This is a genomic window from Solwaraspora sp. WMMA2101 (assembly GCF_049179175.1).
Taxonomy (GTDB): Bacteria; Actinomycetota; Actinomycetes; order Mycobacteriales; family Micromonosporaceae; genus Micromonospora_E.
In genome coordinates this window covers 5,523,252-5,547,182 of the sequence record NZ_JBMHMA010000006.1, presented here as the reverse complement: position 1 = coordinate 5,547,182, position 23,931 = coordinate 5,523,252, and the positions used below count along the sequence as shown (strand labels likewise).

Genomic DNA, 23,931 nt, shown 5'->3' with positions numbered 1-23,931 from the left:
GACAGCCGACGCGGCACGCCTCGGCGCCTCGGCGCATCGACGCACCGTCGGGTCAGTTCGGGAAGGGAAGGCACGCCATGCTCAGCAGGGAGGACCAGCGCCGGTTCGACCAGATCGCCCGCCATCTGCGGACGACCGATCCGGAATTCGTCGCCCGCCTGGGCGATCAGCCCGCGACCGTACGCAACCGGGCCGCCATCGTCACCAGCGTGCTGCTGTGGGCGATGATCCCGATGCTCGCACTCTTCGGTGGCTGGATCGCTGCCGTCATCTGCACCGTCGCGCTCAGCGCCGCCGGGGTGCTCGCGCTGCGCGCCCGCCGCTGGTGACCGCGCCGTCCGGCGCGGGCCCGGCGTCGGCGGACGGGCCGGCGTCGGCGGACGGGCCGGCGAACCGCCGGTACGCCCGGCCGAGCAGCTCCACCAGACCGGGTCCACCGATCGTCGGTGCCGGCGCGCCGAGCTGACGCAGCAGCAGGTCGGCGCCGGCCGGCAGGACCGGCTCCCGGGCCGGCAGCGGCACCGGTGCACGCCAGAAGTCGACGTCCGCCACCGGCGGCGTCAGGTCGGCCAGTGCCGCCGCGGCACCGACCGGCGAGCCGGCCGCGGCGGGACCGGCCACCGCGGGGTCAGCCACCGCCGGGTCGCCCTCGGGTGCCGGTGCCGTGACGTCACCGCCGGCACGGGCCCGCCGCAGCTGCGCCAGCAGCGTTGCCCGGTCCCGCCCCCGCCAGTGCAGGATCTGGAACGGATCGGTGTCGAACTCCTCCGCCAGCAGGTAGCAGGTCGCGGCCAGGTGCTTGCACGGCACCGCCGCGTCCGGGCAGCTGCACCGCATCGTCAACTCGTCGATCCCGGCGGGGAACAGCGGTGCGCCGGCGGCGGCGAACACCTCCTCCAACTCCGGCGGCAGGTCCCCGGCGAGCAGCCGGGCGCTGTACAGCGCCTGACCGGCCAGGGTCTGCTCGATGCGCCGCCACACCGGTGCGCCGAACGGCGTCAGCCCGATCCGCACCTGGTACGGCCGGGGCCGGGAACCCTGCACCTGGGCGGTCACCGCGCCGGGTGCGACCGTCAGGGCGAGCACCTGCCCGGCCCGGGCGTAGGAGCGGCCCCGGGTCAGCCGGGTACCCAACGCGAACGATTCCAGCACGTCGACGAAGCGACGCGACCACCACGACTGCCCGATCGCGCCCCGGGTGCTGCGGGCGCGTAGCCCGCCGTCGACCCGCCGGGGCCGGCCGTAGTCGTCGAACCGGCTCATTCGACCACCGCCCCGGCCTCCAACGCGAACAGCTCCCGCAACTGCGCGGTCGACAGCTCGGTCAGCCACTGCTCACCGCTGCCGACGATCCGTGCGGCCAGGCCGCGCTTGTCCGCCACCATCGCCGCGATCTTCTCCTCCACCGTGCCGGCGCAGACGAACTTGCGGACCTGCACCGACCGCCGCTGCCCGATCCGGAACGCCCGGTCGGTGGCCTGGTCCTCCACGGCCGGGTTCCACCAGCGGTCCACATGCACCACATGGTTGGCGGCGGTCAGGGTCAGCCCGGTGCCGCCGGCTTTCAACGACAGGACGAACAGCGGCGGCCCGGCCCGGCCCGCGCCGTCGGCGTGGCCGTCCTGGAACCGGGCGACGAGGTCGTCGCGCTCGGCCTTGGCCAGCCCGCCGTGCAGGAACAGCACCTCCCGACCGGTGTACGCCGACAGGTGCCCGCGCAGCATCGCGCCGAACTCGGCGTACTGGGTGAACAGCAGCGCCTTCTCCCCCGCCGCCAGCACCTCGTCGAGGATGCCGGTGAGCCGGTCGAGTTTGCCGGAGCGCCCGGCCAGGTGCGAGCCGTCGCGCAGGAACTGCGCCGGATGGTTGCAGATCTGCTTGAGTTTCGTCATCGCGGCCAGCACCAGCCCGCGCCGCTCGGCGCCGTCGCTGGACTCGATGCGGCCCATCATGTCGTCGACCACCGCCTGGTACAGCGAGGCCTGTTCGGCGGTGAGGTGGCACAGCACCTCCATCTCCAGCTTCTCCGGCAGGTCGGTGATGATCGACGTGTCGGTCTTGAGCCGGCGCAGCACGAACGGGCCGGTGATCCGGCGCAGCCGCCCGGCGGCGTCGGCGTCGCCGTGGCGTTCCACCGGCTCGGCGTAGCGGCGGCGGAAACTGGCCGCGCCGCCGAGCAGCCCCGGGTTGGCGAACTCCATGATGGACCACAGGTCGGCGAGGCGGTTCTCCACCGGCGTACCGGTGATGGCGACCCGGTGCCGGGCGGGCAGCGACCGGACCGCGACGGCCTGCCGGGTCGCCGCGTTCTTGATCGCCTGCGCCTCGTCGACCATGATCCGGTGCCAGCCGACCTCGGCCAGCTCGGTCGCGTCGCGGGTGGCCACCGCATAGGTGGTGATCACCAGACGGGCGTCGGACACCGCCGCCGTGAACCGCTCGCCGCGCGGCCGGTCGGTGCCGTGGTGCACGTGCACGGTCAGCTCCGGCACGAACCGGGCCGCCTCCCGCTGCCAGTTGCCGACCAGCGACATCGGACAGACCAGCAGCGTCGGGCCGGCGTCGGGTGCGTCTGCGGCGAGCAGGGCGAGCAGCTGTACGGTCTTGCCGAGCCCCATGTCGTCGGCGAGCACCCCGCCGAGCCCGAGGGACTGCAGGAACCGCAGCCAGGCCAGCCCCCGCTGCTGGTACGGCCGCAGCTGCCCCCGGAAACCGGCCGGTTCCGCCACCGGGGTGAGCCGACGCTCCATCTCACCGCTGAGCAGGTCACCGAGCGCGCCGGTGGCGTCGATGCCCAGCACCGGCAGTCCCACCGCGTCGTCGTCCGCGTCGAGGGCGACCCGCAGCAGGTCCGTGACGGTCAGCGCACCACCGGTGCGCAGCAGCGCCAACCCGGCGGCGATCCGCTTCGGGTCGACCTCCACCCATTCGCCGCGTACCCGCACCAGCGGTGTCTTGGCCCGGGCGAGATCGCGCAGTTCCCGCTCGGTCAGCGGCTGGTCGCCGAGGGCCACCTCCCACCGGTAGTCGACCAGGTCGGGCAGGCCGAACCGGCGGTCGACGGCGACGGTGCCCGGCGCGGTCGGGGTGCCGGCCCGCAGCCGGGCACCGAGCCGGGCCGCCGGCCGCTGCCACCAGGAGGGCAGCAGCACGCCGAACCCGGCGGCGTGCAGGGTGGGCGCGCCGTCGCGCAGGAACCGGTGCGCCCCGGTGACGTCCAGGTCGACGCCGTCCGGGGTGGCGGTACGCAGCGCGTCGTCGATCGCCGGCCAGAGCCGGCTGGCCCGGCCCAGCTCGGCCAGCAGGGTCTCCTGCGGCGCGGCGGTGTGCCGGGCCAGGGCCGGTACGCCGCCGCTGCCCCAGACCGCCGGGGCGTCGACGACCAGGCTCGGTTCGGCGGTGGCCTGCAACGCGAACTCCAGCCGCCAGCCACCGGTGCCGTCACCGGCGACAGCCGGGCCGGCGGCACCGTCACCTGCGGTGACCGGTTCCTCGGTGACGGGGTCGGGTTCGCGCAGCCGGAACAGCGCCCGTACCGGGCCGCCGGCCGCGTCGCGCTGCCACTGCTCCAACTCGGTGACCAGCGCGTCGAGGGCCCGCGCTCCAGCGGTGAAGTCCCGCCGGGGTCCGGTCAACGCGGTCAGCCAGGCGTCGCGGGCGGCCAGCGGCCCGGACCGGGCCCGACCTTCGGCCAGCCGTACGCCGTGCAGCGCGGCGCGCGCGGCGGCGTCAGTCAACGCGTCCAGCGCCTCGGCGACACGTTGGTGCCCGGTGTCGGGCGGCGCGGCGGCCAGCGCCGCCGCCGGGGTGGCCAACGCCAGCGACCGGGCCCACCGCCGGTCGGCACCGGTCAGCAGCGGCAGCCAGCAGGCGGTGGCCGAGCCGGGTGCCGGCCCGGTCCGCACGGCGGGCAGCACCCGGCCCCGGGCGACCAGTTCGGCGGCGAACCCGGCGAGCAGCGCCAGGTGGCGCACTCCGGCACCGATCACCAGCCCGGCCGGCAGACCATCCTCCGGTCGGCCGCCGCTCGGCGCGGCGTCGGCGGCCGGATCGACGTCGTGCAGGGTGCAGAGCACCGGCAACGCCTCGTCTGCGTCGAACTCCAGGGTGGACACCAGCCAGTCGGCGTGGCCGCCGACGCGGGCCGCCCTGGTGCTCGGCGCGTCGGACTGGGTGCGCACCAGCTCCGGTGACTCGACCGGAGCACCGGCGACGGTCGGCAGCCGGACCGCCGTACTGCCGGTGACCGCCTTGACCGCCAGCGGGCCGAGCAGCGGGCTCAGCACGGCGGTCAGGGCCTCGTGTCCGGCGGCGAACGGGTGCGGGCGGCGGCGCGGCGGTCGCCCCGGCCGCCGGGGCGGCGCCGCCGGCAACGTCGAGTCCTCGGCCCAGACGGCGAGCCGACCACCGGGGCCGAGCAGGCCCTGCACCACCAGCACAGCCACTCCTTCACCGTCGGCACCTGCGCCGATGGTACGGCCGACGCCCGCCGCGGCCGGTCAGCCGTGCCAGGAGCGCCACAGCGCGGCGTACGCGCCGTCGGCGGCGATCAGCTCGTCGTGGCTGCCCTGTTCGGTGATCCGGCCCTGGTCCAGCACGGCCACCCGGTCGGCGTCGTGCGCCGAGTTCAGCCGGTGCGCGATGGCGATGACGGTCCGACCGGCCAGCACCGCCGCCAACGCCTGCTCGGTCCGGCGGGCGGTGGTCGGATCGAGGGCGGCGGTCGCCTCGTCCAGGATCAGGATGTCCGGGTCGGCCAGCACCAGCCGGGCGAGCGCCACCTGCTGGGCGTGCGCGGCCGACAGGTCGAGCGCGCCGTCACCGAGTGCCGTGTCCAGGCCGTCGGGCAGCTCGGCGTACCAGTCGGCACCGACGGTGTCCAACGCGGACCGTAACGCCGCGTCGGACGCCTCGGGGGCGGCGAACCGCAGGTTGTCGCGCAGCGTGCCGATGAACACGTGGTGCTCCTGGGTGACCAGAGCGATCCGGCGACGCCGCTGCGCCGGGTCGAGGTCGGTCACCGGGCAGCCGCCGAGGCGCACCGCGCCGTCACGGGGCGTCTCGATGCCGGCGATCAGCCGGGCCAGGGTCGACTTGCCGGCCCCGGACGGTCCGACGATCGCCAGCCGCTGCCCGGCGGCGACCGTCAGGTCGATGCCGCGCAGCACGTCGACGCCGGCGCCGTAGCCGAAGGTCAGGTTGGTCACCCGCACCTCGCGGCCGGTCGGGGTGGCGCCCCGGCCGCGCGGTTCCGGCGGCACCTGCCCGACGCCGAGGACCCGGGCGTACGACGCCAGCCCGCGCTGGGCCTGTTCGATCCACTGCAGGATGGTGTCCAGCGGGTCGACGGCCTGCTGCAGGTAGAGCGCGGCGGCGACCACCGCGCCGAGGGTGACGGCGTCCCGGTGCAGCAGCAGCCCGCCGACCAGCAGCGCGGCACCGATCGGCAGCGCGACGCTGGCCTCGGCCACCGGAAAGTACACCGAACGCAGGGCGAGGGTGGCCCGTCGGGCGGCCCACAGGTCGGCGATGCGGGTCCGGGCGGCGCGGATCCGTTCGTCGCCCAGCCGCAACGCCTCCACCGTGCGGGCGCCGTCGGCGGTGGTGGTCAACGTGTCGGTCAACGCGGCCATCGCGGCGCCCTCGGTGAGGTAGGCCGGCCGGGCCCGGCGCAGGTACCACCGGGTCACCGCCACGATCGACGGCAGGCCGATCAGGCCGGCCAGCCCCAGCAGCGGATGCAGCCAGAACACCGCGCCGAACAGCAGGACCAGTTGCGCGGTGGCGATCACCACCACCGGCACCACGTCGCGGACCATGGTGCCGACCGTGGCGACGTCGCTGGAGCTGCGGGTGGCGAGGTCGCCGGTGCCGGCCCGTTCGACCACCGACACCGGTAGCCCGAGGACGCGGTGCACGAAGTCCTCGCGCAGCCGGGCGACCGCCCGTTCACCGAAGCGCAGTCCGACGTACCGGGCGAAGCGGGTGAGCAGCCCCTGCAGCAGGACGAAGCCGATCAGGGCCGCCGCCAGCCGGTCCACCGCCGCCACCGACGCGCCGGTGGTGACCACGTCGACGATCCGGCCGAGCAGCCACGGCCCGGCCAGGCCGGCCAGGGCCGCGCCGACGTGCAGCACCAGGATGCCGGCGACCACCCAGCGTTGCTGGCCGAGCAGTTCACCGGTCGCCCGCCGGACGGTGCGTGGGTCGGCCACCGGCAGCCGACCGGAGGCGGTCACGACCGCCCCAGCGTCGCCGTCGACCCGCCGGCCGGGTCTTGCCGCCCGGCCGCGTCGGTCAGTTCGCCGCCCCGGGCGACCAGCGCCCGGTAGCCCGGGTCGCCGGCCAGCAGCCGCGCGTGGCTGCCGACCCCGACGACCCGGCCGCCCCGCAGGTACGCCACCGTGTCGGTGGCCGCGAGCAGCAGCGGGGACGTTGTGACCAGCACCGTGGTCCGGCCTGCCCGCGCGGTGCGCAGCCGGTCGGCGATCCGCGCCTCGGTGTGCGCGTCGACCGCCGAGGTCGGCTCGATCAGGATCAGCACCTCCGGCTCCACCAGCAGCGCCCGGGCGAGCCGGACCCGCTGGCGTTGGCCGCCGGAGAGGGTACGGGCGCGACTGTCGATCGGAGTCGCCAGGCCGTCCGGCAGCGACGTCACCACGTCGTCGGCGGAGGCGACCCCGACCGCCGCCCGCACCCGTTGCTCATCGGCTGCGGCCGGGTCGTCCGCCCGCGCAGCCTGAGCGTCCGGGTCGTCCGCCCGCGCACCGTGCAGGATCTGCCGCAACGTGCCGGCGAACAGGTACGCGTCGTGGTCGGCGACCAGGATCCGGGCCCGTACCTCGTCGCGCGCGACCGCGCCCAGCGGCACCGCGCCCCAGGTCACGCCGGACCGGCGGAACCGGCCCAGCCGGTCGGCCAGCGCCTGCCCGTCGCCCGGGTCGTCGGCCGCCACCCCGATCATCCGCCCGGCCGGCACGGTCAACCCGCTGTCGGGATCGTGCAGGCCGGCCGGCCGCGACGGGGCGGCGACGGTGTGCCGTGTCGGCAGGTCGGTCACCGGATCGGGGGTGAGCCGCAGCAGGGCCACGATCCGGCGGGCCGCGACCCGGCCCCGGATGAACTGGTAGCTGCCCTCCTGCAGGAACCAGACCGGGACGGTCAGCGCGGCCACGTACCCGTAGACGGCGACCAGCTCACCGACGGTGATCTCGTCGGCGACCGCCATCCGGGCGGAGAGCCAGACCACGGCGGCGAGGAACAGCCCGGGGACGGTGACGGTGAGCGCTTCGATCCAGCTGTTGACCGCCGCGACCCGGTAGCCGTGCCCGCGCAGCCGCTGCGACCCGGTGACGTAGCGGTCGGCGAACAGGGTCCGGCCGCCGACGCCGGCCAGCACCCGCAGCCCGGCGACGATGTCACCGGCGCGGGCGGTGAGCTGGCCCTGTTCCCGCCGGTAGGTCTGCTCGGCCCGGTCCAACCGGCGCAGCAGCGGGCCGAGCAGCGCCGCGACCACCGGTACGCCGATCAGGATGACCGCCGCCAGCGCCGGCGAGACCGACCAGAGCAGGACCGCGACCACCAGGTACGCGAGCACCGCGCCGACGCCCGGCCCGGTCAGGGTGAGCACATGCGAGGTGTGGGTGATGTCGGTGCCGCCGACGGTGGCCACCTCACCGGTGGCGAGCCGGCTCGGCAGGACCGCGCCGATGCGCGCCAACTGTCGCGACAACACTCCGGCGGAGCGGGCGGTGGCGTCCTCGCGGATGTAGGTCATGGTGCGGTGCCGCAGCACCCCGACGACGGAGATCAGCACCCCGGCGACCAGGACGGCGCCGACCCACCAGGCCAGTACGGCCCACCGGCCGGGGCGCAGTCCGTCGTCGATCGCCCGGGCCACCAGGTAGGGCCGGCCGGCCAGGCCGACCATCCACACCGTACTGAGCGCGGCACCGCGCAGCACCCGCCACGGTTGGCGGCGCACCAGCCACCACAGGTACCGCACCGGCCCCCGGGTGTCCGCCGTCCCCGGATCGGCGTGGGGGATCGTCGGCGGCACCCGGCCAGGTTACCGGGACCGACCGGGACGAGCGGGGAATTATCCGGCGCGGACGGTCGCGGCGACCTGCTGGAACTCCCGCCAGTGCACCGGGGGCGCGGTGCGGCCGCGCCGGTCGAGGTAACCGGCGGTACGGCGACGGGCGGCACGCAGTGTACCGACTGCTTCGCGCAGGGTACCGGTCGCGCCGGGGTCGACCAGTCGGTGCGGACGCAGCAGCCAACCGTCGGCGCCACGGGTCAGCTCGCCGCGCAGCAGGACGTTGCGCAGCCCGTCGAGCCGGTCGTCGTGGCGGTGGACCAGCAGACTCGCCGGTCCGGCCACCGGCTGCACGTCGTCCGGTCCGGACAGTGCCCGGCCGTCGTCCGGTCCGGACAGCGCCCAGGCGTCGTCGGCGGCGACCGGCCGGACCCGGGTCAGCACCGGGCCGCCGGTGGCGTCCCGGAAGCCCAGCACCGCCGTCGGGAACCGGTCGATCACCCCGGCCCCCAGTGGCGTTCCGGCCGTGACGGAGGCGGCGCGGGGCGGGTCGGCGGCGACGGTGGTCACCCGCTGCGGGGTGATGCTGATCAGCAGCCGGGTGAAGTACCAGCCCATCAGCCAGCGGGCCGGTGGCGTCAGGTAGCGGCGGCTGTGCGGCTGGCGGTCGAACAGCATCGCCCAGTAGTCCTCCAGCCCGGCCGGGCTGGTGACGATCTCCTCCGGGCAGACCGCCGCCCCCTGCACCAGGATCGCCGGTGCGTCGTGCGGCAGTCCGCTCGCCGTCCGATCGGAGAAGAGCAGCGCCACCCGGCCGTCGCGGCGGACGTTGAGCGCCTTCTGCGCGAACGCCAGCGACGTGGTCACCAGCAGGGTGCCGTCGGGACGGCGCGACGCGGCGGTCGGCCAGGCGATCGGCGTACCGTCGCGGGCCAGGGTGGCGAACTCGCAGGTGCGGTAGGCGGCCAGGATGTCGGCCAGGCCGGAGTCGATGTCGATCATGCCGGGAGGCTAGTGCCGTGTGATCTCCCCCGCTCGGCGGCGGCGGGCAGGCACCCCGGTGACCCTGCTCACGGCCGGCCGGGCCACCGCGCGCGGCAGCGGGCCCGGCCCGGTAGCGGCCCGGCCCGGTGGCGGCGATCATGCACAATCAGGCAGGTCAGCACGTTTTCGATCATGGGGGTGGCGCGGCCGTGGGGTGGTGGTCCTGGTTGGTGTGGTGCGGCGGCGGCGCCGTACTGCTGGTCGCCGGATTCGCCGCGGCGATGCTGCCCCGGCACCGGGCGCGCCAGCAGGACCGGCGGATCGCCTGGTCGACGGCGCGGGCCGCGATCGACGCCGCCCAGGTCAGCCGCGACGCCGCTCCCCGACCGGTCGCCGAGGCCGAGCAGCTGCTCACCCGGGCTCAGGCGCTCGCCACCGACCGGGGCGGCCCGACGGCGGCCCACGTGGCAACCGACTACGCCCGCCGCGCCGACCAGCTGTGGCAGGCGGGCACCCGACCGGAGCAACAGCCGTGAGACGACCGCGCCGCTGGCCGACCGAGGTACTGCGGTGGAGCGCGCTCGGCGGGGCCGTCGTCGTCCTGGCGACCTTCCTGCTGGCCCAGCGGCAGAGCGTCGACGTCAGCTATGGGCAGTCGCCGGCCCGCGCGGCGATCACCGAAGGCTCCGCCGGAGAACTCAGCGACGCCACGGTGCCGTCGGTCGAGGAGATGACCGCGCTGGTCGCGGCCGATCCGGTGGTCCGGCTGCCGGGCGCGGTCGCCGACTGGGACACCGACCGGGTGGCCGCCGCCATCGGCGACACCGACGTGCGGATCCTGGTCGCCCCGCCCGGCCTGGACGAGGCGGAGCGCGACCGGGTCCGCGAGGTCGACAACGCCACCGTACGGATCATCGGCACCCAGGTCAGCGGCGGCTTCTACCAGGCGTACTCCACCGACCTGGACAGCTGGCGCGGCCAGTTCGCCACCGGCGACGTCACCGGCCTGCTGACGGTCCTGATCACCGCGCTCGCCGACGAGCCGAAGCCCACCAACGAGGAAGGGTTCACCTGGCGGGACCCGACCCCGGCGGAACTCGCGCCGGTCGTCGGCGACCTGCGTACCGCCGGGTGGCACGCCGCCGACGGCGCGACCCTGGCCGACGTGCCGCGACAGGCCGCGGCGACCGCCTTCCCCGACGGCACCCTGCGGGTGGTCGCCCTGCCGGCGCAGCCGTACGGCGAACCGGTGCCGAACTACGGCCCGGCGCTGGCGGCGGCCTTCCCCGGCGACCCGGTCGTGGTGCAGATCGGCAACTGGATCGAGTACCACGGCCCGTCCGCCGACGAGTTCGCCGAAGTCGCGGCGGCCAGCTTCTACGGCCAGTTCGCCGACCGGCTGAGCCGCTACGACTACCCGCAGGCCACGGTGCTCGGCGCCTATCTGAACCGGATCACCGACGTCCGCTACGCCGGGCTGTTCGACCGCCCGCTGCCGTACCAGCCGTTCGACCCGCTGCGGGTGGCGCTGCCCGCCCTGCCGTGGCTGTTCGCTGCCTGCGTGGTGTTCTTCCTCGCGCTGTCGGTACGCGCGGTGCTGCCCGCCGGACCTCCGGCCGGTGACCGCCGCAACAGCCTCGCGTACGGTGCCCCGGCGGCCCGCGCCGCCGGACTGACCGCGCTGGCGGTCGAGCTGTCCGCGCTGGCCGGCGGTGCCGCGGACGCGCCGCTGACCCGGGGCATCGGCAAACTGCAGGCGGCCCGCCAGGCGTTGGGCGACGACCTGCCCGACCGGCACGTGCACACCCTGCTCGACGACGCGGAGGACGAGTTGGACGCCACCGCCCGGCTGGTCGGACTCGACGGCTACCGCCCGGACGTCTACCTGCGGAGCCGGCTCGGATGAGGCGGCTGCTGCGGTTCACCGGTACGCCGTTCGGCCTGGCCACGCTGGCCTGTCTGGTGCTGGCCGGCTGGGCGCTGTGGTCCGGTGGCGTCCTGGACGGCCCGATCGCCCGCGAGGTCCGGGGCTCCTCGGTCTACGCCGCCCCCGGGGTGGAGCTCGACGAGGCAGCGGCCGAGCGGGTCATCGGCAACCGGCGGCTGGTCGTCGTCCTGCTGGCGCCCGGAGCAGACCTGCGCGACGGCTGCCGGGCGACCGAGCGGGCCGCCGACGGGACCGTGGCGGTGGCGATGAGCCGGGAGGTCGACGACGACGGCTACGACACGTACGGCTGTGCCTGGCTGCCTGACCGCGACGACGCCAACTTCGGCCGGGCGGCCGTCGCCGAGACGACCATCGCCCGGGGCACCGACCAGTTCGCCGACGACCCGGTCGAGGCGCTCAAGGTGATGGTGGTCAACTACGACCTGCTGGTGCGGGCCGGCACCGTCCCGGACGGGGCCCGCACGATCAGCCCGTCGCTGCCGCGCTACCTGATCGCTGCCGCCGCGCTGCTCGCGGTCGGCGTCGGGGCGGCGAGCATCTGGTTGGTCGCCTGGCGGGCGGGGCGGCTGGCCGATCGGCGGCTGGCCCGGCGCCGGGAGTTGGCGGACAGCCGCAGCCGGTTGTCGGCCACCGCCGCCGCCCTCGCCCAGCAGATCATCGACCTGGACCGGGGCTACACCCGGGTCGAGCGGACGCTGGCCCGTACCCGTACCCGGGGCACGTCAGCCGGCGGTGACCTGGCCGCCGAGCGCCGCTCCTTCGTCCGGCGGTACCGTCGACTCACCATGGACTACACGAGGGTGCTGGCCGACATCGCCGCGGCCGACCGCGCCGACCGGGCCGATGTCGACGAGCTCACCGCGCGGTTGGCGGCGTTGAGCCAGCGCGGCAGCGAGCTCGCCGACTCCCCCGCAGTGACCGGCGGCTGAGCGTGCCGCGGCGACGGGCACCCGCACGGGCGGCGCAGTCCCGGCCGACGGCGCAGTCGCGGCCGGCGGCCGGCGGTGGCCGATGGGTGGAGATCTCGCCGGAACGGATCCGGGGCTGGCTCGACGGCTTCTACGGCCGCCACGACGGTGCCAGCGAGGACGGCCTGACCCTGACCGGGACCAGCAACGGCGACACCGCGACCCTGCTGCCGCCGCCGGGCATCGAGGGGGTGACCGACGTCGACGGCCTGCTCACCGCGCTGGTCCGGCCGCCGCGTATCGGTCTGCTACTGGCCCGCAAGGGAGCGGTGGCGGTGGGCGTCGTCGACGGGACCGCAGTCGTGTCCTCCAAGGTGGAGCGCCACTACGTGCAGGGACGCACCGCCGCCGGCGGGCAGTCGCAGCAGCGGTACGCCCGCCGACGTGACAATCAGGCGACAGCGGCCGCCGGCCGGGCCGCCGACGTCGTGGCCCGGGTGCTGTTGCCGTACGCCCCGGGGTCGGCGGCGCGCGCCGGTGGCACCGGGTCGGAGGTGGTGCCGGTGGCCGGCGCCAAGGAGCCGGTGCGCGCCCTGGTCTGCGGCGGTGACCGGCTGATGATCGACGCCGTGCTCGCCGACCAGCGGTTGGCACCGTTGCTGCCGTTGCGTCACCCGCACCTGTTGGAGTGCCCCGAGCCGCGACTCGCCGTCCTGCAGGATGCCGCGGTCACCGCCCGCCGCGTCCGGATCCATCTCATCCCCTGACTACTGCCCCGCCGGCTCCCCCCTCCTCCTCCCCCAAGATCGCGACGATCTTGCAGTTATCGATGTGATTCGTCCGCTATGTCCCTCGATAACTGCAAGATCGTCACGGGCGGGGCCTAGCTGAACCGGAGGGTAACTTCCTAAGCTCGCCTTTGGTGGATCAGACGATCGACCAAAGGAGGCCCGTGACAGCGCCGACCTCACACTCTCCGACGGAGTTGACCCTGCCCCGGGTCCGCACCCTCTGGATCACGGCGTACGTGCTGGCGATGGTCGGGGTGGCAGCCGGCTGGTTCGGCCCGATCCAGATCCTGCTACCCGAGCAGGCGGCGGAACTCGCCACCCACACCACCATGAGCAAGGAGACTCTCCTGGCGGTGGTCACCAGCTACGGTGCGGCCGCCTCCATGTTGGCCAACCCGGTCTGGGGGATCGTCTCCGACCGACTGCGGACCCGCTGGGGGCGACGTCGTCCGATCCTGGTGGCCGGCGCCGCCGTCGGCGCGACCGGGCTCGCCGTGCTCGCCGTCGCCGACACCGTACCTGTGATGATCACCGGCTGGACACTCGTCCAGATCGGTCTGAACGGGCCGCTCGCCGCCCTCGCCGCGATGATCGGCGACCGCGTGCCGGAGGAGCAACGCGGGACCGTCGGGGCGCTGTTCGGAGTGGCCCAGATCGTCGGGGTGGTCGTCGGGACGGCGGTCGCCGTGGTGATCGGCGAGACCGCGCTCGGCTATGCCGCGCTCGCGGTAGCCGCCCCCGCCCTGATGGTGAGCCTGGTGCTGGCGCACCGCGAGTCACCGACCAGTCACCCCACGCCACGGCGGGTCACCTCGGCCGAGGACGCGTCCACTGCGCGCACCATCGCGAACATCCCGTCGGCCGGACCAACGGCGGAGTCGTCGGCTGAGCACCTCGGCGCTGCGGGCCAGAACCCCGTCACGACCGTCGCTGCGGGCGGCCATGGTGCCCCGTCGACGGCGGCGCTACAGGTGCTGCTGCGCCCGGGTGCCGACTTCGGCTGGGCCTGGCTGATCCGGTTCCTGTTGAACCTGGTCAACGCGCTGGTCCTGCTCTACCTCTACTACTACCTGGCCGACCAGGTCGGCGTCGACGACCCGGGCACGCTGGTGCTGGTGCTCACCCTGGTCAACGTCAGCATCGCCGGCGGATGCGCCGCCGTCGGCGGGGTGCTCTCCGACCGCTGGCGGCGCCGCCGTGGCTTCATCGCCGCTGGCGCCGGTGCCCTCGCCGCCGGCACCGCCCTGCTCGGGCTGCTGCCGTACCTGCCGGCAGTGCTGGTCGCCACCGTGTTCATCGGTGCCGGCTGGGGGCTGTACGTCGCCGTCGACATGGCGGTGATGACGCAGGTCCTGCCCGACGCCGGGACCCGGGCGATGATGCTCGGCGTGGCGAACGTCGCCGCCTCGCTGCCGCAGCTGGCGGCACCCGTACTGGCCGCGCCGATCGTCACCTCCGCCGGCGGCTACCCGCTGCTGTACCTGGGCACCGCCGGGGTCGCGCTGCTGGCCCTGGCCTGCCTGCCCCGACTGCGCCGCGTCGGATGAACCGCCCGCACCCGGCGTACCGCCCTCTGGAAGGAGCACCCGTGTCCGCCACCGTCCCGCTGCTGCCCGCCGGCTTCCGCTTCGGCATGTCCACCTCGGCGTTCCAGATCGAAGGCGCCACCGATGTCGACGGTCGGGGGCCGAGCATCTGGGACACCTTCACCGCCCGGCCCGGCACGGTCCGCCACGGCGAGAACGCGACCGTCGCCGTCGACCACTATCACCGGTACGCCGAGGACGTCACGCACGTCGCCGACTGCGGGGTGCACGACTACCGGTTCTCGTTCGCCTGGCCCCGGGTGCTGCCTGACGCCACCACCGTCAACCCGGCCGGGCTGGACTTCTACGACCGGCTGGTCGACCGGCTGCTCGCCGCCGGGGTGCGGCCGGTGCCAACGCTGTACCACTGGGACCTGCCGCAGGTGCTGGAGGACGCCGGCGGCTGGCTCTCGCGCGACACCGCGTACGCCCTGGCCGACTACGCCACCGTACTGGTGGAACGGCTCGGCGACCGGGTCCGCGACTGGATCACCATGAACGAGATGAGCGTGCACGCCCTCTACGGCTACGCGCTCACCGAGCACGCCCCGGGGCGTGGGCTCGGGTTGGCCGCGTTGCCGGCGGCGCACCATCAGCTGTTGGCGCACGGACTCGCCGTACAGGTGCTGCGCGAGCACGGCGCGGCGGCCGTCGGGGTCGCCAACCAGCACTTCCCGGTGCTGCCGGCCAGCGACGACGTCGCCGACCGGACCGCCGCCGCGCTCTTCGCCGACCTGACCAACTGGTGCTACTCGGACCCGATCCTGCGCGGCGAGTACCCCAACCCGCTGATCCGCGACGGCATCGGTACGCCGGACGCCGTCCTGGACCGCGATCTGGCGGTCATCGGCACCCCCCTGGACTTCTACGGGGTCAACTACTACGAGCCGACGATGATCGAGTCCCCCAGGGCCGGCAAGGACTACCGGGGGGTGCTGGAGGTCGACATCCCTGACGGGCTGCCCTTCTCGCCGGTGCCGGTGCCGGACGTGGCGCGGACCGACTTCGGCTGGGCGATCGCGCCGAGCGGGCTGACCGACATCCTGCGGACGCTGCACGAGCGCTACCCGGGTATGCCGCCGGTGGTGGTCACCGAGAACGGCGCGTCGTTCCACGACCCCGGGCCGGACGCGACCGGGCGGATCGCCGACAGCCGCCGGATCGCCTTCCTCGACGCGCACCTGCGTGCCGTGGGCGAGGCGGTCGCCGCCGGCGTGGACGTGCGCGGCTACTACGTCTGGTCGGCGATGGACAACTTCGAGTGGGCCGCCGGCTACGACGAACGCTTCGGCCTGGTCCACGTCGACCGCGCCACCCTGGAACGGACCCGGAAGGACTCGTGGTACTGGCTGCGGGACGTGATCGCGGCTCAGCCGGCGGGTGCCCGCAGCTGATCGACGAAGGCGGTGGCGAGCCGGTCGAGCCGGTCGGCGCGGCCCTCCTCGGGGAGGCCGTCGACGAGACTCAGCAGGGTGCTGCCCTCGACCAGGATGATGAAGTCGTCGAGCACCTCGTCGTCGGCGACGCCGGCCCGCAACTCACCCCGGTCGCGGGCCTCCCGCAGGCAGACCTGAAGCAGTGGGCGGATCCGCTGGTGCGACTCGCGGCGGGCGGCGGCCAGCCGGGGGTGCGACAGCGCGGCCCCGGCGAACGCCACGTTCACGTGGGCGTCGGCGGCCCGCTCGGCGTCGAGCGGCAGGACGGCGTCGAGCGCGGCCCGCAGCGCGGCCAACCCGTACAGTCGGCCGCCGATGCGGAACGCGCGGGCGACGATCCGGTCGTAGATCGCCTGCTGCGCCGCGACCAGGATGTCGTCCTTACCGCCGAGAAAATGCGCCAGTACGCTGAGCGAACAGCCCGCTTCCTGGGCGATCGCCCGGGTGGTGGCGCCCTCCACGCCCCGCTGCCGCACGACCTGCCAGGTCGCGGCGAGCAGCTCGGCCCGCCGCTGCCCGTGGTCGACGAGTCTGGGCACCAGGCCAGCTTAGGTGACCACCGGTCACCGGCGCCGGACCTGGGCGACCACCGGACCTGGGCGGCCAGCGGACCTGGGCGGCCAGCGGACCTGGGCGACCTCCGGGCCTGTCGGCTCAGTACCGCAGCCCGGCGGGGGCCGCCGACAGTCCGGCCGCCGTGACGTCCCGGGCGGGCCAGCCGCCGGGCAGATCGGTGTACGCCGGCACCGGCGCCGGCTCGTCGCCCGGGGTCTCGGCGTCGAGCACGAAGGTACGCACCAGCCGCCCCACCCGGTAGCTGCCGGGCCGGTCGCCGTCGCGCAGCAGACCGGCGTCGATCAGCTCCTCGGCGAGGTCCTGCCCGTCGCGCATGACCGCTTCCGGGTCACATCGGAAGGACAACCGGGCGATCCGGCCGAGCAGCGTCCGCGCGTCGGCGCTGAGTCCCTGGTACGCCGAGCGCAGCGCGGCACGCAGCGACAGGTCGCCGACGCGCAACCAGTCCAGCGCCGTCGCGGGGCGGGCCAGTCGGGCCGTCACCTCGCACAGCGACAGGTCCGGTCGGGCGGTCAGTTTGCGCAGCGTGATGTCCAACGCCAGCGGCAGGTCGCCGCAGAGCGCGGCGAGCCGTTCGCACTCTCTCGGCGCGGTGGCGACACGGTCCGGTACGGAGGCGGCGATCATCGCCAGCGCATCGGCCCGGGGCAGCACGTCGAGCCGGATCCGGGCGACACCGTCGAGTCCCAGCAGTCGGCTGCGGCTGACCAGGATCGTGCGGCTGCGCCGCGACGCGGTCAACAGTGGACGGACCTGTCGCTCGTCGCGCACGTTGTCGAGCAGGACCAGTAGTCGGCGCTCGGCCAGCAGCGACCGGTAGAGCCCGGCGCGCTGGTCGACGGTGTGCGGCACCTGGTCGGCTGGTAGGCCCAGGGCGTGCAGGAAGTCCTCGAGCAACTGCCCGATCTCCGACGGGGTGCCGCGCAGCGCGCCAAGGTCGGCGTACAACTGTCCGTCGACCAGGTCGTCGGCGACCTGGTGGGCGTACTCCAGGGCGAACCGGGTCTTGCCGATCCCGACCGGGCCGGTGACCAGCACCGGGGTCGAGGACGGTGTCCGGACACGGGCCAGTTCGGCTGCCCGGCCGACGAACTCACCGCACCGCCACGGCAGGTGGGCCGGTCGCGGCAGGTCCGCCCCGGTCGGCCGGCCGCAGGCACGGGTACGGGTCGGCGGGTCGGCGGTGGCCGTCCGGGCGACCTGCATCCACCGTCGCCGCCACTGTTCGCGGTCGCCGCCGCAGGCCGCGACGAATCCCAGGGTGACCTGCAACGTCGGTAATCGGGTGCCGCTGGCCGCGCTGGACAGCACCGACGGTGAGTACAGCGCCGAGCGCGCCATGTCGCGGTATGTCGGCTTTCCAGCCTGGGCGCGGAGTTTGCGCAGTTCACTGGCAAAGGCAGCTACCTCTCCTCCTGCGACGTCCACGGGCTTCTCCGGTCTCGCCATGAGGGAATCCCCTCCCACGTCGACCCGATTGAATCTTTGTAGAACATTCGAGTGCCTTCGGGAATCGGGCATCCGCCCGGTACAGCGGGACGCCGTCAGGACACCGTCACCGGTTAGCCATTTCAGCCGATGAGGGCGTTGAACGGCAGGGTTGATCTGCCCGAACAATCAAAGCTGGCGGAAGTCGGACATCGATCCGGCATCCCTGTCGTCCCAGTTGGACGGACAGTCCGATCGCTTGCATCTGGAGACGATCGCAGCGGTTGGCTGATGGGCGTGCCGGTGTGCCGTACCGCCACGAGTGTTCTATCGTACGTGGACTGAAATTCCCGTCGGCACGGCCGGGCCGGGAATCGCCGACCGGGCCGACCGAGGCGCGATCAATGGGGAGGGCGCGATCAACCACGCAGGCCAGCCACGCCGGTCCGGCACCTGACATCTCGCCCGAATCGCCGCTGCGTACCGGCCGGAAGCACCGTAATCAGCACAGTTATTGACGCACGGGGCGAACCGCCCCGTGCCCGAACACCGAGGAGCGACACCGTGGTAGACAGCACGCAGCAGGGCCGGGCCGAGTCGTTGCGGTCGATGCACAGCGGCGGAATCCTCGTGCTGCCCAACGCGTGGGACGCCGGGAGCGCGGCCGCGATCGCGGCCGCCGGAGCCAGGGCGATCGCCACGACCAGCGGCGGCGTCGCCTGGTCGGTCGGGCGCACCGACGGGCACGGGATGAGCCGGCAGGAGATGGTCGACCAGATCCGGTGGATCGCCGACGCGGTCGACGTCCCGGTCACCGCCGACATCGAGGGCGGCTACGGGCCGACGCCGGGCGACGTCGCCGACACCGTCGAGGCGGCCGTCGCCGCCGGGGCCGTCGGGGTCAACATCGAGGACTCGCGGGCCCCGGGCGGCCCCCTGTTCGACCTGGCGGAACAGGCCGACCGGGTGCGCGCGGCGCGCGACGGCGCGACCCGTGCCGGCCTGCCAGGACTGGTGATCAACATCCGTACCGACGTGTTCCTGTTCGGCATCGGCGAGCCGGACGGTCGGCTCGCCGACGTGATCGAGCGGGCCGAGGCGTACGCCCAGGCCGGCGCGGACTGCCTGTTCGTCCCCGGGCTGACCGACCTGGCCACCCTCGCCACGCTGACGGCGTCGGTCCCGCTGCCGGTGAACGTGATGGCCGGGCCGGGAGCCCCGACGGTGGCCGAGTTCGAGGCGGCCGGCGTGCGCCGGGTCAGCCTCGGCACCGCCGTCAGTCAGGCCGCGTACGCCGTCGCACAGCGCGCCGCCATCGAGGCCCTGACCAAGGGCACCTACGACGAGCTCGACGGCGGCCTCGACTACGGCACGCTGAACGGCTACTTCACCCGCTGACGCCTCACCCACCACCCCGGTGGTCGGCGCGGGTCACCAACGACCCGACCACCGGGGTGCGTCATCACCGACGTTGATTGTCCGTGCCGGTCAAACCTTTCGGCCAACTGATCCGCTGACTTCAATCGGTGGCATCAGCACTGCCGAGGGGATGCGATCGAATGACAGCAGAGCATGTGCCACGTGACCCGGTCGGGAACGATGTCGACGGCAACGGTTCGGCGTCGTCGGCGGCCGAGATCCTGGCCCGGGCCAGAGCCGTAGCACCACTGCTACGGGAACGCGCCGGCGAGATCGAACGGGACCGGCGACTACCCGCCGACGTGGTCGAAATGCTGCGCGGCACCGGAGTTTTCCGGATGACCTTCGGGCGCAACTGGGGCGGCCCGGAGTTGAACTCGATGGAACAGACCGAGGTCATCGAGGCGTTGTCGTACGGCGACACCGGTGCCGGCTGGTGCGCGATGATCGGCTCGGACTCCGGACTGTACGCCCAGTTCCTGGACGAGTCGGTCGCCAAGGAAATGTTCACCAGTCTCGACATGGTGACCGCCGGACTTCTCTTTCCGACCGGGCGGGCCGAACGGGTTCCCGGCGGATACCGACTCAGTGGCCGCTGGCCGTTCGGCAGCGGCATCACCCACGCCGACTGGGTCATCTCCGGGGCGTTCATCTACCGCGACGGGCAGCCGGAGCCGGGCCCGGACGGCGACCCGCACGACTCGAAGCTGTTCTTCGTGCCCCGCGCCGACGTCGAGGTCGTCGACACCTGGCACAGCACCGGCCTGGCCGGCAGCGGCAGCTGCGACTACACGATCGACGACGTGTACGTCCCGGACGGGCGGACCGTCACCTTCGACACCGTCCGCAACGGCGCGGGGCCGCTCGCCCAGCCGGAGGTCCACATGCGCAACATGCCGGGTGTCCCGCTCGGTGTGGCGCGGGCCGCGCTGGACCACGTCGGCGACACCGTCGCCGGCCGGGTCGGCCCGACGTCGCGGTCGATCGCCGACGACTACCGTACGCAGGTCGTGCTGGCCGAATGCGAGGCCGACTACGCCGCGACCCGGCACGCCGTGTACGCGGCGCTGCGCCGCCAGCACGAGGTGCTCGCCGCCGGTGGCGCCCTGGACGACCTGAGCCCGCGGGAGCGGGCCGCGCTGCCGCTGTCGCGCTGGCACGCGTTCCGGACCGCCCGGTCGATCGTGACCCGCCTGTACGACCTGCTGCAGACCGCGTCGATCTACCGACGCTCCCCGATGGACCGGTGGCTGCGGGACACCACCACGATGTGTCAGCACGTCGTGGCCCAGGAACGGATTCTGCAGTCGGCCGGCGCGTACCTGCTCGGCGGCACCCCGTCGTTCGCGCTCTCCCTCGGCGTCATCCGGCCCGGCGGTGCCGGCCGACGCGCCTGACCTGCCCCGGAGCAGATCCCTGCGGGCGACCCGTACGCCCGCCCGGAGGGCGACCCGTATACCCCCGTACGCCCGCCCGGAGGGCGACCCGTATACCCCCGTACGCCCGCCCGGAGGGCGACCCGTATACCCCCGTACGCCCGCCCGGAGGGCGACCCGTATACCCCCGTACGCCCGCCCGGAGGGCGACCCGACCCCCAAACAGCGAGGTGGAACACGTGTCTGGACAAGATGTCGACGTCCTGATGATCGGAGCAGGCCCGGCGAACCTGGCGCTCGCGGTCGCGATCGAGGAGTCAGGTGCGCCGCACCTGGCGAGCAACGCGCTGATCCTGGAGCAGTATCCCGACGTCAAGTGGCAGCGCAACCTGCTGCTGCCGTGGGCGCGCAGCCAGGTGTCGTTCCTCAAGGACCTGGTGACGCTACGCAACCCGAAGAGCCGGTTCTCGTTCCTGAACTACCTGCACGAGCAGGGTGAGCTCGACGACTTCGTGAACCTGTCGACGTTCAACCCGTACCGCTGGCAGTTGTCGGCGTACCAGCAGTGGGTGGCTGACAACCTGGAGCAGGTGCGGATCCGGTTCAACGCCCGGACCGAGCGGATCGATCCGCGCACCGACGCCGCCGGCGCGATCGTCGGCTGGACGGTCACCCTGGCCGGCGGCGACACGATCACCTGCCGGGACCTGGTCGTCGGGGTCGGCCGGGACGCGCACGTGCCGGACGTCTTCCGGGACCTGCCGGCCGACCGGGTGGTGCACAGTACGCAGTACAGCTCCCGGATCGCCCAGCTGCCCGCCACCGGGCGGCCGCTGCGTCCGGTCGTCATCGGGGCCGCGCAGAGCGCCGCCGAGATGTTCATGGCGCTGCACCAGGACATCCCCGACTGCACCCCGACGATGATCATGCGGTCGATCGGTCTGCAGAACTATCAGACGAGCAAGTTCGTCAACGAGCTGTTCTATCCGTCGTTCGTCGACGAGTTCTACGACATGCCGCCGGAGGCGCGGACCCAGGTGCTCACCGAGATGCACGTGACCAACTACGCCGGCCTGGCCCCGCCGTTCCTCGACGAGATCTACTCGATGCTGTACCAGCAGAAGATGCTGGGCCAGCAGCGGTCGGCCGTACGGCACCTGACCGAGGTCGTCGGCGCCCGGATGGACAACGGCGAGGTCCTGCTGGACCTGCGCAACCGCAAGAACGGCAAGATCGAGCCGTTGCGCTGCGACATGGTCTTCCTCGGCACCGGCTACGACCCCCGGATGCCGGCCATGGTGCGGGCGATGGCCGACCGGATCGGGTTGAGCGACATCACGGTGAGCCGCCGCTACCGGGTGGACCTGGCGGAGACCGCGTGGGGCGCGATCTACCTGCAGGGCGTCAACGAACGTACCCACGGCATCGCCGACTCGCTGATCAGCGTGCTGGCGCACCGCTCGCAGGAGATCACCGAGGACATGCTGGACCGACGGGCCGTGGCGCCGGCCGCGGCGCAGGGGTGAGTGCCATGGTCGAGGTCCGTCCGCTGCACCGCGACAACCTGACCAAGGCGTACGGCCTGGACTCCCAACGGCTGCTGCCCTGGCCGGCGCTCAACGCCCCGTTCGAGGGCGCGTGGTGCATCCTGCGCTCCGGCGACGAGTCCACCCCGCACTCCCACCACGAGTACGAGATCTTCATCGCGATGGCCGGGCGCGCCGAGTTGGACGTCGACGGGGTACGCCACCCGTTTGTCGCCGGCGACATCGTGCACCTGCCGCCGGGCTGCACCCACAAGGTCGTCAACGACAGCCCGGACGACTTCGAGTACTACGGCATCTGGTGGGACGCCGCGATGTCTGCGACGTTCCTCGCCCGGCACTGGGAGCAGCTGCGGTGAGCCGCCGTACGTTGATCATCTCGCCGGCGCCGACGGCCAACGGTGACCTGCACCTGGGCCACCTCGCGGGGCCGTTCCTCGCCGCCGACGTCCACGCCCGGTACCTGCGGGCCACCGGCCGCGAGGCGCTGCTGGCCACCGGGTTCCAGGACACCTCCACGTACGTGGTGACCACGGCCAGGCGGCTGGGCGTGACGCCGAAGGCCCTCGTCGCGCGGTCGGCGGCACAGATCGAGACCACGCTGGCGGCGGCCGGGATCGACGTCGACGGGTTCACCGGCGACGAGGACCAGTTCGTCAAGCAGGTGCTGCGCTTCATGGAGCAGCTGCACGCCGCCGGGCGGTTCGAACTGCGTACGGTACGGCTGCCCTACTCACCGGCGACCGGGCAGTACCTGGTCGACGGGTTCGTCCGGGGCGGCTGCCCCCGGTGCCTGGCCGACGGGTGCGCCGGGCTGTGCGAAAGTTGCGGTCACCTGCTCGCCGCCGGCGACCTCATCGATCCCCGCTCGACCGCCGACCCGAACGACCCGGTCGAGCTGCGCGACGCCCGCGTGCTGGTGCTGCCGCTGGAGCGCTACCGGGAGCGGATCCGCGAGCACTTCGACCGGTACGGCGCCGCGATGCGTCCGCACATGGCGCAGACGATCGACGAGTTGCTGTCGCGGCCGCTGCCGGACTACCCGGTCACCTATCCGATCTCGTGGGGCATCCCGGCCCCGTTCCCGGAGGTCGCCGGTCAGGTGATCAACCCGAACGCCGAGCCGGCGGCGTGGAGCATCTACTGCGGCACGCTGGCGGCCCGTGGCCGGGGCATCCCCCTGGCCGGTGACGACGAACTCTGGCGGGCCGGGGCCGACACCAAAGTGGTCTACTTCCTCGGCTTCGACAACACCTACCCGTTCGCCGTGGCGGCGGTGGCGATGCTGCTCGCCGCCGACGGCCGCTACCTGCTGCCCGAGGAGTTCGTGACCAACGAGTTCTACGAACTCGACAACGCGAAGTTCTCCACCAGCCGGGGCCACCTGGTGTGGGGCCGGGACCTGGTCACCGAGGTACCCCGCGACCTGGTCCGCTACCACCTGGCCGCGACCAGCCCGGAGACGCAGCGCACCGACTTCAGCCGGGCCGCGTTGACCCGGGTGACGACCACCCGGCTGGTCGACCCGTGGAACCAGGTGGTCGACCGGGCGCAGCGGGTGCCCCAGGGTGCGCCGCTGCCGGTGTCGGCGTTCTCCCGGTCCGTGGCGGACCGCATCGTCGAGCGCTTCGCGGCCTGCTACGAGTTGGAGTACTTCAGTCTCACCCGGGCGGCGGAGACCCTCACCGAGCAGCTGCAGCGGCTGGCCGGGCGGGACGTACGGCCGGGCGAGGAGGGCGACTTCTGCCACGAGGTGGACGTGGTGCTGCGCTGCGCCGCGCCGATCCTGATCGACCTGGCGGCGGCCCTGCCTGAGCCGGGCATCCCGGCGGCGGGCACCGGCCCGACGAGCGTGCTGCCGAGGGCGTTGCCCCGGTTGACCGGACCGGTGGGCTGA

The 23,931-nt window shown here is 73.7% G+C and carries 19 protein-coding genes; 12 read left to right on the top strand and 7 right to left on the bottom strand.

Annotation, left to right across the window (positions count from 1 at the left end; genetic code table 11):
- Window positions 1-77: 77 nt before the first annotated feature.
- Window positions 78-329, top strand: a complete 252-nt coding sequence (locus ACN28F_RS26260) for a DUF3040 domain-containing protein (RefSeq protein ID WP_421360165.1) — start codon at window positions 78-80, stop codon at window positions 327-329.
- Here ACN28F_RS26260 and ACN28F_RS26255 read toward each other — a convergent pair.
- The 5 genes from ACN28F_RS26255 to ACN28F_RS26235 all read right to left on the bottom strand — a co-directional run bounded on the left by ACN28F_RS26255 (window position 286) and on the right by ACN28F_RS26235 (window position 9,040).
- Window positions 286-1,263, bottom strand: coding sequence for a hypothetical protein (locus ACN28F_RS26255; protein ID WP_421360163.1), 978 nt, complete (start codon window positions 1,261-1,263; stop codon window positions 286-288). The genes ACN28F_RS26260 and ACN28F_RS26255 overlap by 44 nt on opposite strands.
- Window positions 1,260-4,439, bottom strand: a complete 3,180-nt coding sequence (locus ACN28F_RS26250) for an SNF2-related protein (RefSeq protein ID WP_421360161.1) — start codon at window positions 4,437-4,439, stop codon at window positions 1,260-1,262. The genes ACN28F_RS26255 and ACN28F_RS26250 overlap by 4 nt, the downstream gene beginning before the upstream one ends.
- A 60-nt stretch (window positions 4,440-4,499) precedes the next feature.
- Complete coding sequence (locus ACN28F_RS26245; RefSeq protein ID WP_421360159.1) at window positions 4,500-6,239, bottom strand: ABC transporter ATP-binding protein; 1,740 nt, start codon at window positions 6,237-6,239, stop codon at window positions 4,500-4,502.
- The gene (locus ACN28F_RS26240; RefSeq protein ID WP_289210895.1) at window positions 6,236-7,963 is read right to left on the bottom strand and encodes an ABC transporter ATP-binding protein; all 1,728 of its coding nucleotides are present in this window, start codon (window positions 7,961-7,963) and stop codon (window positions 6,236-6,238) included. Before ACN28F_RS26240 ends, ACN28F_RS26245 begins: the two co-directional genes overlap by 4 nt.
- A gap of 135 nt (window positions 7,964-8,098) precedes the next feature.
- Window positions 8,099-9,040: a pyridoxamine 5'-phosphate oxidase family protein gene (locus tag ACN28F_RS26235; protein ID WP_289210512.1), complete on the bottom strand. Its 942-nt coding sequence runs from the start codon at window positions 9,038-9,040 to the stop codon at window positions 8,099-8,101.
- A gap of 191 nt (window positions 9,041-9,231) precedes the next feature.
- Here ACN28F_RS26235 and ACN28F_RS26230 point away from each other — a divergent pair, with 191 nt between their 5' ends.
- The 6 genes from ACN28F_RS26230 (at window position 9,232) to ACN28F_RS26205 (ending at window position 15,649) form a co-directional block, all read left to right on the top strand.
- Window positions 9,232-9,558 carry a DUF6403 family protein gene (locus tag ACN28F_RS26230; RefSeq protein WP_289210511.1) on the top strand — a complete coding sequence of 109 codons (327 nt, stop codon included), beginning with the start codon at window positions 9,232-9,234 and terminating at the stop codon, window positions 9,556-9,558.
- Window positions 9,555-10,928, top strand: a complete 1,374-nt coding sequence (locus ACN28F_RS26225; RefSeq protein WP_289210510.1) for a hypothetical protein — start codon at window positions 9,555-9,557, stop codon at window positions 10,926-10,928. Before ACN28F_RS26230 ends, ACN28F_RS26225 begins: the two co-directional genes overlap by 4 nt.
- Window positions 10,925-11,899, top strand: coding sequence for a hypothetical protein (locus tag ACN28F_RS26220; protein WP_289210509.1), 975 nt, complete (start codon window positions 10,925-10,927; stop codon window positions 11,897-11,899). The genes ACN28F_RS26225 and ACN28F_RS26220 overlap by 4 nt, the downstream gene beginning before the upstream one ends.
- Window positions 11,900-11,985: 86 nt before the next feature.
- Entirely contained in the window at window positions 11,986-12,645 is a 660-nt protein-coding gene (locus ACN28F_RS26215) for an acVLRF1 family peptidyl-tRNA hydrolase (RefSeq protein ID WP_289210508.1), read from the top strand.
- Between the two features lie 185 nt (window positions 12,646-12,830).
- Window positions 12,831-14,216: an MFS transporter gene (locus ACN28F_RS26210; protein WP_421360157.1), complete on the top strand. Its 1,386-nt coding sequence runs from the start codon at window positions 12,831-12,833 to the stop codon at window positions 14,214-14,216.
- Between the two features lie 41 nt (window positions 14,217-14,257).
- The gene (locus ACN28F_RS26205; RefSeq protein ID WP_289210506.1) at window positions 14,258-15,649 is read left to right on the top strand and encodes a GH1 family beta-glucosidase; all 1,392 of its coding nucleotides are present in this window, start codon (window positions 14,258-14,260) and stop codon (window positions 15,647-15,649) included.
- On the opposite strand, the gene ACN28F_RS26200 is transcribed toward ACN28F_RS26205, so the two are convergent.
- Both ACN28F_RS26200 and ACN28F_RS26195 read right to left on the bottom strand, forming a co-directional pair.
- Window positions 15,625-16,230: a TetR/AcrR family transcriptional regulator gene (locus tag ACN28F_RS26200; RefSeq protein ID WP_289210505.1), complete on the bottom strand. Its 606-nt coding sequence runs from the start codon at window positions 16,228-16,230 to the stop codon at window positions 15,625-15,627. The genes ACN28F_RS26205 and ACN28F_RS26200 overlap by 25 nt on opposite strands.
- 115 nt (window positions 16,231-16,345) lie before the next feature.
- Window positions 16,346-17,716: a hypothetical protein gene (locus tag ACN28F_RS26195; protein WP_421360154.1), complete on the bottom strand. Its 1,371-nt coding sequence runs from the start codon at window positions 17,714-17,716 to the stop codon at window positions 16,346-16,348.
- 543 nt (window positions 17,717-18,259) lie between these two features.
- Between ACN28F_RS26195 and ACN28F_RS26190 the strand changes: the two genes are divergently transcribed.
- From ACN28F_RS26190 to ACN28F_RS26170, 5 genes are all read left to right on the top strand, one after another.
- Entirely contained in the window at window positions 18,260-19,093 is an 834-nt protein-coding gene (locus ACN28F_RS26190) for an isocitrate lyase/PEP mutase family protein (protein WP_289210503.1), read from the top strand.
- A 161-nt stretch (window positions 19,094-19,254) separates the two neighbouring features.
- The gene (locus ACN28F_RS26185; RefSeq protein WP_289210502.1) at window positions 19,255-20,511 is read left to right on the top strand and encodes an acyl-CoA dehydrogenase family protein; all 1,257 of its coding nucleotides are present in this window, start codon (window positions 19,255-19,257) and stop codon (window positions 20,509-20,511) included.
- Between the two features lie 218 nt (window positions 20,512-20,729).
- Window positions 20,730-22,016, top strand: coding sequence for a lysine N(6)-hydroxylase/L-ornithine N(5)-oxygenase family protein (locus ACN28F_RS26180; protein WP_421360152.1), 1,287 nt, complete (start codon window positions 20,730-20,732; stop codon window positions 22,014-22,016).
- Between the two features lie 5 nt (window positions 22,017-22,021).
- The gene (locus ACN28F_RS26175) at window positions 22,022-22,393 is read left to right on the top strand and encodes a cupin domain-containing protein (RefSeq protein ID WP_421360150.1); all 372 of its coding nucleotides are present in this window, start codon (window positions 22,022-22,024) and stop codon (window positions 22,391-22,393) included.
- Entirely contained in the window at window positions 22,390-23,931 is a 1,542-nt protein-coding gene (locus ACN28F_RS26170) for a class I tRNA ligase family protein (RefSeq protein WP_421360148.1), read from the top strand. Before ACN28F_RS26175 ends, ACN28F_RS26170 begins: the two co-directional genes overlap by 4 nt.

Excerpts from the sequence above, each read along its gene's own strand:
- ACN28F_RS26235 (WP_289210512.1), bottom strand. The coding sequence starts at position 9,040 with ATGATCGACATCGACTCCGGCCTGGCCGACATCCTGGCCGCCTACCGC.
- ACN28F_RS26195 (WP_421360154.1), bottom strand. The coding sequence starts at position 17,716 with ATGGCGAGACCGGAGAAGCCCGTGGACGTCGCAGGAGGAGAGGTAGCT.
- ACN28F_RS26220 (WP_289210509.1), top strand. The coding sequence starts at position 10,925 with ATGAGGCGGCTGCTGCGGTTCACCGGTACGCCGTTCGGCCTGGCCACG.
- ACN28F_RS26175 (WP_421360150.1), top strand. The coding sequence starts at position 22,022 with ATGGTCGAGGTCCGTCCGCTGCACCGCGACAACCTGACCAAGGCGTAC.
- ACN28F_RS26185 (WP_289210502.1), top strand. The coding sequence starts at position 19,255 with ATGACAGCAGAGCATGTGCCACGTGACCCGGTCGGGAACGATGTCGAC.
- ACN28F_RS26255 (WP_421360163.1), bottom strand. The coding sequence starts at position 1,263 with ATGAGCCGGTTCGACGACTACGGCCGGCCCCGGCGGGTCGACGGCGGG.
- ACN28F_RS26260 (WP_421360165.1), top strand. The coding sequence starts at position 78 with ATGCTCAGCAGGGAGGACCAGCGCCGGTTCGACCAGATCGCCCGCCAT.